The organism is Pseudomonas protegens (assembly GCF_003732485.1).
GTDB classification, from domain to species: Bacteria; Pseudomonadota; Gammaproteobacteria; order Pseudomonadales; family Pseudomonadaceae; genus Aquipseudomonas; species Aquipseudomonas protegens_B.
In genome coordinates this window covers 442,728-457,062 of sequence record NZ_MOAK01000080.1, presented here as the reverse complement: position 1 = coordinate 457,062, position 14,335 = coordinate 442,728, and the positions used below count along the sequence as shown (strand labels likewise).

Below are 14,335 nucleotides of genomic sequence, written 5' to 3'. Positions count from 1 at the left end.
CCGGCCTTTTTTGCCCGGGTTTGATGGTTCATTCACTGCCAATCGTCGACCCACTGCGGCATAGCGCTCCTTGAAAGGAGCGAGCGCTTTCTCTACCGTGGCTGCCTGTTTCTCTGCGTTACGGATATCTCATGTCGCTGGCCGGCTCCCGCTTGCTGTTCTCCCTGGTGTTCCTGGTGGGGGCCTTTGCCTCGTGGGCGGCGTTCAACCTGCAATCCGGTGGCGGCCTGGAGTCCTGCCCCTTATGGGGAGTGCAGCGCCTGCTGCTGATGATGTTCGCTGGCGTCAATCTGCTGGCTGTGGTGCAGGGGCCGGGGCGCATGGGGCGAGCTGTCTACTGGGCGCTCAACCTGATACTGGGCGTGGTCGGAGTGATCACCGCCGGGCGTCATGTGTTGCTGCAGAACATTCCTTCCGAGCAACTCCTGGCCTGCCTGCCGGACATGCCGTTCATGCTGCGCAACCTGTCCTGGTGGCAGGCCCTGCAATTGACTTTCATGGGGACGTCGGACTGCGCGGAAGTCACCTGGACCCTGCTCGACATGAGTCTGCCCGAGTGGAGCCTGCTGTTTTTCGTGATCATGCTGATCTTCAGCGGCTACCGTCTGCTGCGCCTGTCTCGAGCCAGTCGCAAGGCTGCAGCGTTGCCCTGAGTCATTGTTTGGTGGGAGGGCGCGGATTAAACGCTTGTATGAACTTTATCTCCTGCGTACCTTGATGCTGTTGTCGAGCGGGCATAATCTGGCCCGCACGCGTCACTGGAATTATGTTGCTCGATGCCGTTGCGCCTGACCGGATCCAGAGTCTCCAAAGGGGGGCGGCGGGCAAGCGGCATGACCCATAAGGGAAGAGAGATCACCATGCTCGAAAGTTGTCAGAATGCTCAGGAACGCTGGGGTGGAGTGCATCTGCTGATCGACCGTTGGTTGCAGGAGCGTCACGAACTGGTTCGAGCCTATGATGCGTTGGGCGCCGAGCCCGAAGCCCTGAGCGAGAGCAAGAAACCGCTGCAGGAATTCTGCGGGATTCTGGTGGACTACGTTTCCGCCGGTCATTTTGAAATCTACGAACAGCTCACCAGCGAGGCCAAGGCCTTTGGCGACAAGCGCGGGCTCGAGCTGGCCGATACTCTCTATCCGCGCATCGACGTGATCACTGAAAAGCTCCTGGCGTTCAACGACCTGTGTGATGCGGGGCAGTGCGTGGCGCAGAAGTTCAAGGAGCTGGGCGGCCTGTTGCACGAACGCTTCGAACTGGAAGATTGCCTGATCGAAGTGCTGCATAACGCCCACAAGCAGGAAGCGGTAGCTCAAGCCTGAGAACAGGATGGAGCAGTAAAGGAACGGCACGCCTTGGCGTGCCGTTTTTCGTTTCTGTGCCTTAGCCGGCGACGCCCAGTAGTTCGATCTCGAATACCAGCGGTGTGTAAGGCGCGATCAGGTCGCCCGCGCCTTCGGTGCCGTAGGCCTGATTCGAAGGAATCACCAGTCGCCATTTGGCGCCGGTGGGCATCTGCGACAAGGCGCTGCGCCAGCCTTCGATCACGCTGCCCAGGCGGAACCACTGCGGTTGCTGGGCCTGATCGAACACGGTGCCATCGGGCAGGCGTCCGGTGTAGCGCACCTGGACTGAGCCGTTGGGGCTGGCCTTGTTGCCACTGCCGGGTGTCAGCTCGGTCAGGAGAATGCCATCGGCCAGTTGGCGAACGCCGGGCTTGGCTTTTTCCTGGTCGAGAAAGCGTCGTTCCTTTTCCAGGGCCGCTTCAGTTTGCGACTTGGCTGACTGCTCGCTGATCTGCGCATCGTGCTGAGTCAGGATCTGTTCGATGCGTTCGGTTTTTAGGGCCAGTGGCTTGCCTTGATAAGCGGCTTTCAAACCCTCGATCAATGCCTGGATCTGCAGATCGGGCACTTCGTCGCGCAGTCGTTCACCGAGGCTTGCGCCCAGGCTGTAGGCAAGGTCGTGAGCGTCATTGGGCGGCGCTTCGGCAGCAGCCTGAGCCAGTGGCAAGAACAGGCTCAGGGATAAAAACAGGTAACGCGACATGGGCACTCTCCGGCCTGAGTAGCGGTGGATTATGCCAGTGACAAAGCGCGGGTTGGTGAGCAACTTCGATGACGGTGAAGAACATTTTCAATCCGCTGCAACGCCGGGCTTTCGATACTGTCAACATGCCCTAGCGGCGGTAGCAGCAGAGGTCTAGTATGAGCCGCAACTCACGTCAGCCAGGAGGTAAACCATGTCGGCCAATAAGAAGCCTGTAAATACTCCGTTGCACTTGCTCCAACAGCTGTCGGGCAGCTTGCTCGAACATTTGGAAAACGCTTGTTCCCAAGCCTTGGCTGATGCTGAAAAACTGCTCGCCAAGCTGGAAAAACAACGGGGTAAAGCACAGGAAAAATTGCACAAATCGCGCACCAAATTGCAGGACGCTGCGGCGGCCGGCAAGGCCAAGGCACAAGCCAAGGCCAAGACCGCGGTGAAGGAACTCGAAGACCTGCTGGACGCATTGAAAGAGCGCCAGGCACAGACCCGCAGCTACATTCTGCAGCTCAAGCGCGATGCCCAGGAAAGCCTGAAACTGGCTCAAGGCGTCGGTCGTGTGAAGGAAGCAGTAGCCAAGGCATTGAGCACTCGTGATGCCAAGCCGGTAGCTGTCGCGGCAAAGAAACCAGCGGCCAAGCCAGCAGCTAAAGCACCTGCCAAATCTGCCGCCAAGCCAGTGGCGAAAAAAGCGGCTGCCAGTGCAGCTAAACCCGCAGCCAAACCCGCGGCGAGCAAACCCGCAGCGGCTAAACCTGCCGCCAAGCCTGCGCCTGCCAAACCTGTTGCCGCCAAGACCGCTGCCGCCAAGCCAGCAGCCAAAGCCGCCGCCAAGCCTGTTGCCGCCAAGCCAGTGGCTAAACCTGCCGCCAAACCTGTAGCAGCCAAACCTGCCGCTAAACCAGCGGCCAAACCTGCGGCCAAACCCGCAGCGGCTAAACCTGCTGCCGCCAAGCCTGTGGCGGCCAAGCCCGCAGCTAAACCTGCCGCCGCAAAAGTTCCGGCCAAGCCTGCTGCCAAACCCGCCAGCAAGCCTGCAGTAGCCGCCAAGCCAGCAGCATCGTCGGCCGCGAAACCGGCAGCCAAGCCGGCCGCGAAACCTGCGGCTAAACCGGCTGCGAAAAAGCCGGCGGCCAAGCCTGCAGCAGTCAAGCCAGCAGCCAAGCCTGCAGCAGTCAAACCCGCCACCCCGGCGGCCAAGCCAGCTGCTCCAGCAACGGCTGCGGTCAAGCCTGCTGCAGCCGCTCCTGCAGCCTCGCCAGCCGCGGCTGCGAGCACAGCTCCTGCCGCTCCCGCTCCGGTAACTGCCGGTACTCCTTCCAGCGCTTCTTAAGCGCCGGTCACCGCGACGCGCAGCACCTGCAGCGCGTCGCGGTTGCGTTCGGCGGCTCCGGCCGCCAATCCTCCAAGCCAGTCTTCCAGGCTCTTCGCTTGATCCTCCGGCCATTCCCGTACCCGCTCCTGCAGACGCAACAGCAATTGCCGTTCGGCTTCCAGTTCCAGGGTCTTGACCTGTTCGCGCAAGGCACTCAACTCAAGGTCCTCGCGGGCCGCATCGCGCCAGTCAATGCGCAAGTCGCGCAAGGGTTGAACCACGTCCCGATGCCAGGGCGCCGCGAACGCTTTCAACTGCTCCAGGCGCTGACTATCGCAGCGGACTCCCCGCTGGCCAAGCCAGGCTCCACAGAGCAACAGGCAGACATTGGCACCCTCGTCCTGCAGTTGCAGGCAGGCTTCCTGCACGCCGGGAAGGGCATAGGTGTTCAGGGAAAAGCTCCACAGGTCAGAGGACATAGTGCTACTCGCGCCAGTTGCGAGCGAAGCTGGTAGACTCCGCCGCCATTATGATTCGACTTCAGAACCTGACTTTACAGCGTGGCCCGCAACGTCTGCTAGAAGACGCCGAGCTGACCCTGCACGCCGGCCATAAAGCCGGCCTGATCGGTGCCAACGGCGCCGGCAAATCCAGCCTGTTCGCCTTGCTGCGTGGAGAGCTGCATCCGGATTCGGGTGACTGCTTCCTGCCCGCCGACTGGCGCATTGCCCACATGCGCCAGGAGGTCGATACCCTCGAGCGCCTGGCGGTGGACTATGTGCTCGACGGCGACCTGCGCCTGCGCCAGGTGCAGCGTGACCTGGCTGCCGCGGAAGCGGCCCATGACGGTGCCGCCCAGGCTCGGCTGCACGCCGAGCTGGACAGCGCCGACGGCTACACCGCTGACGCCCGGGCGCGCAAGCTGCTGGCTGGACTGGGCTTCACCAACGAACAGATGGACCGCCAGGTCGGCGATTTCTCCGGGGGCTGGCGGATGCGCCTGAACCTGGCCCAGGCGCTGATGTGCCCGTCGGACCTGTTGCTGCTCGACGAACCCACCAACCACTTGGACCTCGATGCCATCATCTGGCTCGAAGACTGGCTCAAGGGTTACCCCGGCACCTTGCTGTTGATCTCCCACGATCGGGATTTCCTCGATGCCGTGGTCGATCACGTGGCTCACGTCGACCAGCGCAAGATCACCCTCTATCGCGGTGGCTACAGTGCCTTCGAGCGGGCCCGTGCCGAGCGTCTGGCCCAGCAGCAGCAGGCCTACGAGAAGCAGCAGGCGCAACGCGCGCACATGGAAAGCTACATTGCTCGCTTCAAGGCCCAGGCCACCAAGGCTCGCCAGGCCCAGAGCCGGATCAAGGCCCTGGAACGGATGGAAGAGCTGTCGGCGGCCCATGTGGACTCGCCGTTCGACTTCACCTTCCGCGAATCGACGAAGATCTCCAGCCCGCTGATCGACCTCTCCGATGCCCGTCTGGGTTATGGCGAGCGCGCGGTCCTGGAGAAGGTCAAGCTGCAGCTGACGCCGGGCGCGCGGATCGGCCTGCTGGGTCCTAACGGCGCCGGCAAGTCGACCCTGATCAAGAACCTCTCCGGTGAGCTGCAACCGTTGTCCGGACGCCTGACCCGGGGTGAGAACACCGTGGTGGGCTACTTTGCCCAGCATCAGTTGGACTCCCTGGATTCCAAGGCCAGCCCCTTGCTGCACCTGCAGCGTCTGGCGCCCACCGAACGCGAGCAGACCTTGCGCGACTTCCTCGGTGGCTTCGACTTCCGCGGCGCGCGGATCGACGAGCCGGTGCTGAATTTCTCCGGCGGTGAAAAAGCCCGCCTGGCCCTGGCCCTGATCGCCTGGGAACGGCCGAACCTGTTGCTGCTCGACGAACCCACCAACCACCTGGACCTGGAGATGCGCCTGGCCCTGACCATGGCCCTGCAAGAGTTCAGCGGCGCGGTGCTGGTGGTTTCTCACGATCGTCATTTGCTCAAGAGCACCACGGACAACTTCTTCCTGGTGGCCGACGGCAAGGTCGAGGAGTTCGACGGCGACCTGGATGACTACACCCGTTGGCTGGTGGACTACCGCCAGCGCAATGCCCCGGTCAGCAACACGCCGGTCAATCCGGACAAGACCGACAAGAAAGCCCAGCGCCAGGCCGCGGCTGCTTTGCGTCAGCAATTGGCACCGCACAAGCGCGAGGCCGACAAGCTGGAAGTCGAACTGGGCAAGGTCCATGAGCGCCTGGCCAAGATCGAGACCGGCCTGGGCGACAGTGGTCTTTACGAAGCGGCGCGCAAGGATGAGCTGCGGGATCTGCTGGCTGAGCAAGCCAAGCTCAAAACCCGTGAGTCCGAGCTGGAAGAGTCCTGGATGGAAGCCCTGGAGTTGCTGGAAAGCATGCAGGCGGAACTTGAGGCGCTGTCCTGATGGAGGCGCTGCAACTGTCTTTGCCGGCGCAATGGATCGCTCCTCTGTGGATCGGCGTGCAGATTCTGCTGATCCTACTGGCGGGCTACCTGGCCCAGCGTTTTGTCGCTCGTGGCCTCACCCGCCTGGGCGAGCGTTATCCGTTTCCGCCGCAATTGCTGATGCCCCTGCGGGGCGGTCTGCGCTGGCTGATCATGGGCAGCGCGGTGATCTTCGTCCTGGAACGCCTGGGGGTTTCTGCCACGGTGCTGTGGACCGCCCTGTCCGGGTTTGTCGCGGTGGCGGCAGTGGCGTTCTTTGCCATGTGGAGCGTGCTCTCCAACCTGCTGTGCGCGATCCTGATCTTCACCGTCGGCCCGTTCCGCCTGGGTGACGTGGTGGAGTTGGTGGACACCGTCGACAAGCCCGGCGTCAAGGGCCGGGTGGTGGCGATCAACCTGTTGTACACCACCCTGATCGAGTCCGAGGAAGCCGGCACCGGCAGCGCCATGGTCCAGGTGCCCAACAGCTTGTTCTTCCAGCGCTCGGTGCGTCGCTGGCGCGGCAGCGATGTGCTGCCGGTAGGGACTGGCGAAAAGTAGTCCCAGGGGACTGCGGACAGGCTGCGATCAGGAACCGTCCGAGAAAAAAATATGGTCAGCCGCGGGTCGGAGGATTAGCTTAGGCAGTCACGACCAATCCGATCCGAGGTGTGCGATGGTGCTTGAGACATGGCTGGCGTTCTTTGCCGCCAGTTGGGTGATCAGTCTTTCCCCGGGGGCCGGCGCCATTGCGTCGATGTCCTGCGGCCTGCAATACGGTTTCTGGCGCGGCTACTGGAACGCCCTGGGCCTGCAACTGGGCCTGGCCCTGCAGATTGTCATTGTCGCCGCCGGTGTCGGCGCCATCCTCGCCGCCTCTGCCACCGCCTTCTATGCAATCAAGTGGTTCGGTGTGGCCTACCTGGTGTACCTGGCGGTCAAGCAATGGCGCGCGCTGCCCAGCGATCTTAGCGATGACGCCGCCATCCGCCCCATCGGCAAGCCGCTGGCGCTGGTGTTTCGCGGCTTCCTGGTGAACATCAGCAACCCCAAGGCCCTGGTGTTCATGCTGGCGGTACTGCCGCAGTTCATCGACCCTCATGCGCCCCTGGTCAAGCAGTACCTGATTCTCGGCGCCACCATGATCGTGGTCGATCTGATCGTCATGGCCGGCTACACCGGGCTGGCGTCCAAGGTTCTGCGTCTGTTGCGTACCCCGGTCCAGCAGCGGCGGATGAACCGCACTTTTGCCGGTTTGTTCCTCGGCGCAGCGGGCTTCCTGGCGACCATTCGCAAAGCCGCGGCCTAGGTTTTCCAGAGACAAAAAAAGGCGACCCACGGGTCGCCTTTTTCGTTTGCGTACGGCTTAGCGCAGGATCACCGGCGCTGTGTCCGGCGGCAGGTTGTTGCGCATCGGCGCTTGCCCCTGTTGCTCGTAGCCACCGCGACCCAGTTGCTCGGCCATCTGCCGGGTAACGTCTTCGCCCAGGGCCTTGGAGACTTCGCGTACCACCCGTGGCCGGTTCAGCGAGACACGGATGTCGCGGCTGTTCACCAGCTTGGTGTCCTGGCCTTCGCCCATGGCGGTGAACGCCGAGGTGATCTCGAAGGTGCGGGTGTTGATCAGGCTGAAATCCGCCACCAGGGTCAGGCCCAGCACCGCCGAGTAGCTGTTGGTATTGGCCAGTTCGTTGATGTCCTGGGTGAAGTCGATGTCCGACACCGTACCGAACAGCACATAGTCGGCACCCTTGAAGTTGCCGGCCTTGATGCGCTTGATGATGTCGTAGACGTTGGTCTTGGACGAATCGGTGTGGGGCGACCCCTGCACCAGCTGGAACATCCCGGACTTGAGAATCCCGCCCTTGATATCACCGGTGAACTTGCGCAGTTCGCCTTCTTCGATGTAGCTGGTGCTGGCTTCCAGTTCGTTGTAGCTGGCCGAACCGCTGGAGCTGTAGTAGCCCTCACGGTAGTTCTGCTGGGCCGAAACCACGTGAATGTATTCCTGCACACGTTCCTGGTAGGCCAGGTCCATGACTGCAACTTTCGGGGCCGCCTGGGCGCTGAACGCACAGGCCAGGGCCAGGATGCCAATCCATGCACGCATTGTTTAGCGCTCCGTGGTCTTGCGGATCTCTTTCTCGTCCATCCACTCGGCCAGACCGCTCTCGACGTCGATCAGTTGCAGGCTGAATTTGTAGAAGACGTCCTTGTAGTCGCTGCTGCGCTTGACGATGGAGCTGATGGAGCCCTCAAGACGGTATTTGGCGGCGACCATGTTGCCGGTCTTGGCCACGGTGGACTTCTTGTACAGGCCGCTCTGGTTCTGCAGCTTGAGCTGGTCTACCTGGCTCTGCATGGCGGTGTTGTCGCTGGCGAAGCGGGCAGTGCCGGACTTCATCAGTTGGGTCTTGATCGAGGTGGTGATCTCGCGGGTATCGATGTACTCGCTGGTCTTGTTCTTCACATCGTAGACCTGCACCACCGGGCGACCCTGGAGGATGCCGGACTGGGCCAGGGAGCGGGTCATGGACTCGGCGATCATCTGCAGGTCGGTGGAACCGAACTCGTTGGTCACCAGTTCCACGGCCTTGCTGTCGCCGTAGCTGATGTTCTTGCCGCCCAGGACCGGGGAGGTATTGGCGCAGCCGCTGGCCAGCAGGGCGACCACGGCGAGGAAGGAAAAGCGTGCAAACATGGAAGTGCTCTCTTGATCGGGTTCAGGAACGGCTTATTGGGTTTTGACTTCCAGGCGGAAGTCAGTGGCCTTGGGCACCGGCGCGATGGCCGGCAGGAAGGTGGCCTGGGCCGCGTACAGGTTGAAGACTTTCCAGCTTTCTTCATCGGCAACCGGGAAACCGTCGTCACCCAGCCAGACAAAGCGGTAGTACATGGTCATGTTGGTGTGGCTGGTGTTGTTCAGCGCCACCTTGACCGTCAGGAAGCCGTTTTCACGGGCGACCCGCATCGCGCCGATGGCGATGTTGTTGAACTTGTTCATCACCACCACCTTGCTCGCGGCGCTGCCGGGAGCAGGAGGTGGCGGGGTGGCGCAACCGGCCAGAACGGCCATTGCGGCAACGGCGAGGAGTTTCAAGCGCATGGGGGGCTCCGCTTAAGGACGTTGGGTGCTGGCCATGTTCTGGCCGGCATTGTTCGGGATGACATGAGCGGCCAGGCCGCTGCTGAATACCTGGTTGCCCACCACGCGCAGGGCGATCACCTGATAGCGCTGATCAACCTTGACCTGCACTTGAGTGCCGCCCTGAGCGTTGGGCAGGCTGAGGCTGTGCTCGCCCTGCTTGAGACGCAGGCGGGCTACCTGGGTGTTGTCCGGCAGGGTGCGCCAGGTGCGGGTATCGGCACCTTCGGTCACCGCCGAAGCCAGGCCCACGGCCAGGCCGGCCAGGGGATTGACCTCGTTGAGGTTCTTTTGCGCCACGCTACGGGTCACTGCGCGCACGGTAGTGCGCAGGATGATTCCCGGCATGTCGTCACGCAGGGCGCGGCGGGACATGGCGGTGGTGCTGTTGAGCAGGGTCAGGTTCTGCTGCTGACCGTCGATGCCGATCTGGGCGAAGGTCTGGGTCGAGGTGTCAGCCTTGATCACCGGGAACGACAGTGGGGTGATGACCAGGTTGCCGTTGATCGGCAGCGGCAGGGGGATGCGCACCGAGTCCCGGGCTGGAGCCAGGCCACTTTGCACCACGATCAGCACGTCGCTCTCATCTGCCGCCAGGGCCGCTACCACGGGTGCCTTGACTGGAGCCTTGGCTGCGGTCTTGCGCTTGGACTTGGCCGAGGACTTGCCCGGGGCTTCGACTTTCACCGGTTCCACGGGGGCGTCCAGGTTCAGCAGGGCCTGTTCCAGCAACGGCGTGTTGGGACGCAGTTCCGCGGCCTTGCGATAGCCGGGGGCCGCCAGGTCCTTCTCGCCCAGGGCTTCATAGACGAAGCCGGCCAGGTAGTGGCTGAACGCACTCTGGTAACTGTTCTTCAGGTTGACCACATCGGGCGCATCGAGGGTTTCTAGCGGGTAGCCCTTGAGGTCCTTGTACTCGGTCTTGACCCCTTGCTTCTCGGCTTCGTCCTCACGCTTGAGGTATTCCTTGTCCCGCAGTTCGGCAATCACCGCTTCGCGTTCGTGGGTCTTCTTGATCGCCATGCGGGCGCCGTCGAAGTCGTTGCTGGCCAGCAGGTTCATGGCCATCTGGGTCGTCAGCATGACCTTTTCGTAGTCATAGCCTTCGTAGCGACGGACTTTGTCGTTGACCAGGAAACTGCCGAACTGGGCCAGGTACTTGTCGGTGTCGAGCTTGACCGAGTCTTCCCAGTTGCCCACGACCTGATCGGCATGGCCCCAGGCGGCCTGGCTGCCATTGAGGTCGCCCTTGGCTCGCAGCAACTCGCCCTTTTCGAAGTAATAGAGCAGGTCCTTGTCTTCACCCTTGTTGTTTTTTTCCAGCAGGGTCAGGGCGGCATCGAGGTTACCGGCACGCAGTTGCTGGTTGGTTTCCTGAAGCTCGTTGTCGTAGCTGCGGAAGGCCGAACAGCCAGCGAGCAGAGTGACTGCGCCAAACGCAATCGAGGTGAGGACGCGGGATGCCATGGGTACTACTTCTTCCCTGAATGAGACAGCCTGGCGTGCGGGTCGGGCTGGACGAACCCACTGGCAGGAACAGCGGCTAACCTGCCAATTCCTCATAAAAAGAGGAGCTTAAATGCCGTCTCGCGATAAAGAGGGCGCGGCATTATAAACGCGGACTCTAGCGATGTAATGGCTTTTTAACCTCAATTTGATTGGTGTTTGCCACTATCTGAGCCGCTGCTCATTGGTTGCCGGACCAGGCCGTCAGCGGGTTCTTTTCCAGGGGCCTAGGGGCGCTGACGAACACGCGCCGCAGGCTGATGACCTGGTAGCGCTGGTCCAGCGTGAAGCGCAGTTGGCCGGTCTTTCCCTGGGGCATTCGGGGTTGGCCTTTTTTCCGGCGCAGGCGAGTCACCCGGGTGGTGTTGGGGAGGTGCGCCAGGTGTGGGGGCGGCATCCTCTATCAGCATATTGAGACGCTGGCGTTCCTTGGCCCGTCTCGGGTCTTTTTTCAACGGCTGGGCCTGGACGGATGCGTAGGCCTGCGCGATAGGTGGTCCGCAGGATGATCCCGGGTCGGGTCTTTGTGGGAGTAGGGCGGGCTTGTGGCGCTGGCGGCAGGCTGTGGCCGGCGCAAGTGTTTCAACAGACGGATAAGCCTTGAGTGAAACTCATTGGGAGGGAACAATATGTTACTTCGTATTTCCATTTGAGATTCGTTCATGACTGGCCCTTCCCGTTTACTGGCGTTGCTGGTGCTGCCGGTACTCGCGCTCTGCAGCTTCAACCTGCAGGCCGATACCGTCGATGGCGCGCCCAAGGCCCTGCATCTGCTGGATTACATCGGCGCCGATTACCCGCCCACCGTTGCCGCCGGCAAGGTCATCGACGAGTCCGAATACCGCGAGCAGGTGGAGTTTCTCGGCGTCTTGCAGGGGTTGATCGCCGACCTGCCGGCCAAGCCGGAGAAGGTCGAGCTGGAGCAGGGCATCGTCAGCCTGCGCAAGGCGGTCGATGATCGCGTCGAGGGTAGTCAAGTGGCACGCCTGGCGCGGCAGATGGGCGCCAAGCTGGCGGTGGCCTATGAGGTCAGTCAGGCTCCGATCATCACCCCGGACCCTACTCGCGGTGCGCCGCTGTATGCCCAGCACTGTTCGGTCTGCCACGGTGAAAAGGGTGCCGGTGATGGCCCGGCAGGTGTCGGCATGACCCCGCCGCCGGCCAACCTGCGGGACGCCGCGCGTCTTGATCGCCTGAGTCTGTACGCCATCTACAACACGCTGGGGCTGGGTGTCGAAGGCACGGATATGCCGTCCTTCGCCGATCAGCTGGATGATCGCCAGCGTTGGGACCTGGCCACCTACATCGCCGGTTTCAGCGCTGATCCTGCCACCGCCAAGGGCGAGCAAGGCTTTAATCTGGCCGATCTGGCCCGGCAGACGCCTGGTGAGGTGCTGGCCGCCCTGGGCCCTGAGGCTGCGGCCACTTTCCGTGCTCAGCGTGCCCAGCCACCCCAGGTCAAGCGTGGCCCGGCGCAGTTGCTGGACTACACCGCTTCGACCCTGGACAAGAGCCTTGCGGCCTATCGCAACGGCGACCATGAGCAAGCCTACGATCTTTCGGTAGCGGCTTACCTGGAAGGCTTCGAGTTGGTGGAGAGCTCCCTGGACAACGTCGATGCCACGGTGCGCAAAGACACGGAGAAGGCCCTGATGGCCTACCGGCAGTCATTGCAGGACGGACTGCCGGTGGCCCAGGCCGAACAGCGCCTGGACGCCGCCAAGGCCAAGCTCAAGGAGTCCGCCGAGTTGTTGGGTGGCGACAGCCTGAGCTGGTCCCTGAGCTTTATCTCCGGCTTGCTGATCCTCCTGCGTGAAGGCCTGGAAGCCATTCTGGTACTGGCGGCGATCCTTGCGTTCCTGCGTAATACCGGCCAGCAATCGGCGGTGCGCAGTGTCAACGTCGGCTGGGGTCTGGCCCTGTTGGCCGGCCTGGCCACCTGGGCCCTGGCGGCCTATGTGATCGATGTCAGCGGGTCCCAGCGGGAACTGCTGGAAGGGGCCACGGCGTTGTTCGCCAGTGTCATGGTGCTGTGGCTCGGGGTGTGGATGCACGATCGTCGACATGCGGCGGCCTGGCAGGACTACATCAAGAGCAGCCTGGTGGGCGGCGGCGGGCGCTTCGGTTTTGCGGTGCTGGCGTTCTTCTCGGTGTATCGCGAGCTGTTCGAGGTGATCCTGTTCTACGAGACCTTGTGGCTGCAGGCAGGTCCTGCCGGGCACAACGCGGTACTGGCCGGTGGCGCCACCGCTCTGGTGTTGCTGGTGGGTCTGGCGTGGGTGATTCTGCGGGGCTCGGCCAAGCTGCCTCTGGCGCTGTTCTTCGGCATCAACGCGGCGCTGTTGTGTGCCTTGTCGGTGGTATTTGCCGGACACGGGGTCAAGGCGTTGCAGGAAGCGGGCATCTTCGGCACCCGGCCGGTAGCCTTCTTCGACTTCGACTGGCTGGGCATTCATGCCGATGCCTACTCGCTGGGGGCTCAGGCCGTGGCGATCCTGGCGATCGTGGTGCTGTACAGTCGCAGCCGCATGAGTGAGAAGCGCCGCGTGCAGGCTTCTTGAGGCGGTGCGGCTGATCGCGGGCAAGCCGGCTCCTACAAGGGGTGGCTTGCCCGTTTTGCATTTTGTGAGGAGAACATCAATGCGTGTCTGGATCGATGCCGACGCTTGCCCCAAGGCGGCCAAGGATCAGGTGGTGCGTTTTGCCTTGAAGCGCCAGTTCGAGGTGGTGCTGGTGGCCGGGCAAGCGCAGATCAAGCCGGCCTTCGCCTGCGTCAAACTGATTGTGGTGCCCAGTGGCCCGGATGCTGCCGACGATTACCTGGTGGAGCATGCAGTGCCCGGTGAACTGGTGATCTGCAGTGATGTGCCGTTGGCCGATCGTTTGGTGAAAAAGGGCGTGTCGGCCCTGGATCCGCGTGGCAAGGAGTTCGATGCGCAGAATATGGGGGAGCGCCTGGCGGTGCGTAATCTGTTCACCGATCTGCGGGAGCAGGGGCAGGTCAGTGGCGGGCAGGCGCCTTATGGCGAGCGGGAGAAGCAGGCATTCGCCAATGCCCTGGACCGGATTCTGACCCGGTTGGCGAAGGCCTGACGGAGGAGCCTGCGGCTCCTCCTGAAACGTGGTGCCTGGGGACTACTGCTCGCCTTCGTGGGTAAGCTCCAGCACCCGGTCCACCAGCTTGTTGATCCCGGAGGCGGCCTCGCTGATGGATTGCGCCAGCATGTAGGCGGGGGTGCTCACCAGCTTGCGCGCCTTGTCCTCGACGATGTCGCTCACTGCGCATTCGGCGTGGCTGGCGCCCATCTTGCCCAGGGCCGCTGCGGTATCGGCATCGTTGCCGATGGTGCAGGTCACGCCAGGACCATAGATTTTCGCCGCCAGGGCCGGGGCGATGCACATCAGGCCCACCGGCTTGCCGGCTTCGGCAAAGGCTTCGGCCAGGGCCAGGACGTCCGCCTGGACTGTGCAGGCCGCGCCTTCGGTGGCAAAGCTGGAGAGGTTCTTGGCCGCACCGAAACCGCCGGGCACGATCAGCGCATCGAAGTCTTCGACATTGGCCTCGCGCAGGTCCTTGACCTGGCCGCGGGCAATGCGCGCCGACTCCACCAGCACGTTGCGGGTCTCGGGCATGGCTTCGCCGGTCAGGTGGTTGAGCACATGCATCTGCGGGATGTTCGGGGCAAAGCACTGCACCTGGGCGCCACGCTGGTCGAGGCGCAGCAGGGTGATCACGCTTTCGTGGATCTCGGCACCGTCGAACACGCCGCAACCGGAAAGGATCACTGCAACTTTTTTGCTCATGGTTTTTTCTCCAGGTTCAGGGTGCTGACAGCATGCCAATGACCGGCGTGTTACTCCACTGG

The 14,335-nt window shown here is 62.6% G+C and carries 16 protein-coding genes; 8 read left to right on the top strand and 8 right to left on the bottom strand.

The features are described from left to right. The first annotated feature begins 131 nt into the window (after positions 1-131). Positions 132-653 (top strand): disulfide bond formation protein B, encoded by a 522-nt coding sequence (locus BLX41_RS23395; protein WP_123726792.1) that lies wholly within the window; start codon positions 132-134, stop codon positions 651-653. A gap of 207 nt (positions 654-860) precedes the next feature. Further along, positions 861-1,319: an Rsd/AlgQ family anti-sigma factor gene (locus tag BLX41_RS23390; protein WP_011064170.1), complete on the top strand. Its 459-nt coding sequence runs from the start codon at positions 861-863 to the stop codon at positions 1,317-1,319. 61 nt (positions 1,320-1,380) lie between these two features. On the opposite strand, the gene BLX41_RS23385 is transcribed toward BLX41_RS23390, so the two are convergent. After that, positions 1,381-2,046: an FKBP-type peptidyl-prolyl cis-trans isomerase gene (locus BLX41_RS23385; protein WP_123726791.1), complete on the bottom strand. Its 666-nt coding sequence runs from the start codon at positions 2,044-2,046 to the stop codon at positions 1,381-1,383. A gap of 193 nt (positions 2,047-2,239) precedes the next feature. Here BLX41_RS23385 and BLX41_RS23380 point away from each other — a divergent pair, with 193 nt between their 5' ends. Beyond that, the gene (locus BLX41_RS23380; RefSeq protein ID WP_123726790.1) at positions 2,240-3,376 is read left to right on the top strand and encodes an AlgP family protein; all 1,137 of its coding nucleotides are present in this window, start codon (positions 2,240-2,242) and stop codon (positions 3,374-3,376) included. Here BLX41_RS23380 and BLX41_RS23375 read toward each other — a convergent pair. Next, a complete protein-coding gene (locus tag BLX41_RS23375) occupies positions 3,373-3,837 on the bottom strand; it encodes a TIGR02444 family protein (RefSeq protein WP_123726789.1) in 465 nt (154 codons plus the stop codon). The genes BLX41_RS23380 and BLX41_RS23375 overlap by 4 nt on opposite strands. Positions 3,838-3,887: 50 nt before the next feature. Here BLX41_RS23375 and BLX41_RS23370 point away from each other — a divergent pair, with 50 nt between their 5' ends. From BLX41_RS23370 to BLX41_RS23360, 3 genes are all read left to right on the top strand, one after another. Next, positions 3,888-5,798 (top strand): ATP-binding cassette domain-containing protein, encoded by a 1,911-nt coding sequence (locus BLX41_RS23370; RefSeq protein WP_123726788.1) that lies wholly within the window; start codon positions 3,888-3,890, stop codon positions 5,796-5,798. Then, positions 5,798-6,379, top strand: a complete 582-nt coding sequence (locus BLX41_RS23365) for a mechanosensitive ion channel family protein (protein WP_123726787.1) — start codon at positions 5,798-5,800, stop codon at positions 6,377-6,379. Before BLX41_RS23370 ends, BLX41_RS23365 begins: the two co-directional genes overlap by 1 nt. Positions 6,380-6,494: 115 nt before the next feature. Then, on the top strand, positions 6,495-7,127 hold the full coding sequence (locus BLX41_RS23360) for a LysE family transporter (RefSeq protein WP_123726786.1): 633 nt from the start codon (positions 6,495-6,497) through the stop codon (positions 7,125-7,127). Positions 7,128-7,184: 57 nt separating this feature from the next. On the opposite strand, the gene BLX41_RS23355 is transcribed toward BLX41_RS23360, so the two are convergent. From BLX41_RS23355 to BLX41_RS33835, 5 genes are all read right to left on the bottom strand, one after another. Continuing rightward, a complete protein-coding gene (locus tag BLX41_RS23355; protein WP_123726785.1) occupies positions 7,185-7,928 on the bottom strand; it encodes a penicillin-binding protein activator LpoB in 744 nt (247 codons plus the stop codon). 3 nt (positions 7,929-7,931) lie between these two features. Continuing rightward, complete coding sequence (gene lpoB, locus BLX41_RS23350) at positions 7,932-8,519, bottom strand: penicillin-binding protein activator LpoB (RefSeq protein WP_123726784.1); 588 nt, start codon at positions 8,517-8,519, stop codon at positions 7,932-7,934. 33 nt (positions 8,520-8,552) lie between these two features. Then, a complete protein-coding gene (locus BLX41_RS23345; RefSeq protein WP_123726783.1) occupies positions 8,553-8,924 on the bottom strand; it encodes a YcfL family putative periplasmic lipoprotein in 372 nt (123 codons plus the stop codon). A 12-nt stretch (positions 8,925-8,936) separates the two neighbouring features. Beyond that, the gene (locus BLX41_RS23340) at positions 8,937-10,430 is read right to left on the bottom strand and encodes a COG3014 family protein (protein ID WP_123726782.1); all 1,494 of its coding nucleotides are present in this window, start codon (positions 10,428-10,430) and stop codon (positions 8,937-8,939) included. Between the two features lie 220 nt (positions 10,431-10,650). After that, entirely contained in the window at positions 10,651-10,788 is a 138-nt protein-coding gene (locus BLX41_RS33835) for a hypothetical protein (protein WP_185073730.1), read from the bottom strand. Positions 10,789-11,131: 343 nt separating this feature from the next. On the opposite strand from BLX41_RS33835, the gene BLX41_RS23330 reads away from it, so the two are divergent. Then, positions 11,132-13,030 carry a cytochrome c/FTR1 family iron permease gene (locus tag BLX41_RS23330; RefSeq protein ID WP_123726780.1) on the top strand — a complete coding sequence of 633 codons (1,899 nt, stop codon included), beginning with the start codon at positions 11,132-11,134 and terminating at the stop codon, positions 13,028-13,030. Positions 13,031-13,109: 79 nt separating this feature from the next. Then, the gene (locus BLX41_RS23325; protein WP_123726779.1) at positions 13,110-13,562 is read left to right on the top strand and encodes a YaiI/YqxD family protein; all 453 of its coding nucleotides are present in this window, start codon (positions 13,110-13,112) and stop codon (positions 13,560-13,562) included. A 42-nt stretch (positions 13,563-13,604) separates the two neighbouring features. Here BLX41_RS23325 and elbB read toward each other — a convergent pair whose 3' ends face one another. Beyond that, on the bottom strand, positions 13,605-14,273 hold the full coding sequence (elbB, locus tag BLX41_RS23320) for an isoprenoid biosynthesis glyoxalase ElbB (protein WP_123726778.1): 669 nt from the start codon (positions 14,271-14,273) through the stop codon (positions 13,605-13,607). Positions 14,274-14,335 lie beyond the last annotated feature (62 nt).

Coding starts and splice junctions, on each gene's coding strand:
- BLX41_RS23395 (WP_123726792.1), top strand. CDS start 132: ATGTCGCTGGCCGGCTCCCGCTTGCTGTTCTCCCTGGTGTTCCTGGTG.
- BLX41_RS23330 (WP_123726780.1), top strand. CDS start 11,132: ATGACTGGCCCTTCCCGTTTACTGGCGTTGCTGGTGCTGCCGGTACTC.
- BLX41_RS23360 (WP_123726786.1), top strand. CDS start 6,495: ATGGTGCTTGAGACATGGCTGGCGTTCTTTGCCGCCAGTTGGGTGATC.
- BLX41_RS23375 (WP_123726789.1), bottom strand. CDS start 3,837: ATGTCCTCTGACCTGTGGAGCTTTTCCCTGAACACCTATGCCCTTCCC.
- BLX41_RS23325 (WP_123726779.1), top strand. CDS start 13,110: ATGCGTGTCTGGATCGATGCCGACGCTTGCCCCAAGGCGGCCAAGGAT.
- BLX41_RS23355 (WP_123726785.1), bottom strand. CDS start 7,928: ATGCGTGCATGGATTGGCATCCTGGCCCTGGCCTGTGCGTTCAGCGCC.
- BLX41_RS23365 (WP_123726787.1), top strand. CDS start 5,798: ATGGAGGCGCTGCAACTGTCTTTGCCGGCGCAATGGATCGCTCCTCTG.
- BLX41_RS23385 (WP_123726791.1), bottom strand. CDS start 2,046: ATGTCGCGTTACCTGTTTTTATCCCTGAGCCTGTTCTTGCCACTGGCT.
- BLX41_RS33835 (WP_185073730.1), bottom strand. CDS start 10,788: ATGCCCCAGGGAAAGACCGGCCAACTGCGCTTCACGCTGGACCAGCGC.
- BLX41_RS23370 (WP_123726788.1), top strand. CDS start 3,888: ATGATTCGACTTCAGAACCTGACTTTACAGCGTGGCCCGCAACGTCTG.
- lpoB (WP_123726784.1), bottom strand. CDS start 8,519: ATGTTTGCACGCTTTTCCTTCCTCGCCGTGGTCGCCCTGCTGGCCAGC.
- BLX41_RS23380 (WP_123726790.1), top strand. CDS start 2,240: ATGTCGGCCAATAAGAAGCCTGTAAATACTCCGTTGCACTTGCTCCAA.
- BLX41_RS23390 (WP_011064170.1), top strand. CDS start 861: ATGCTCGAAAGTTGTCAGAATGCTCAGGAACGCTGGGGTGGAGTGCAT.
- BLX41_RS23345 (WP_123726783.1), bottom strand. CDS start 8,924: ATGCGCTTGAAACTCCTCGCCGTTGCCGCAATGGCCGTTCTGGCCGGT.
- BLX41_RS23340 (WP_123726782.1), bottom strand. CDS start 10,430: ATGGCATCCCGCGTCCTCACCTCGATTGCGTTTGGCGCAGTCACTCTG.
- elbB (WP_123726778.1), bottom strand. CDS start 14,273: ATGAGCAAAAAAGTTGCAGTGATCCTTTCCGGTTGCGGCGTGTTCGAC.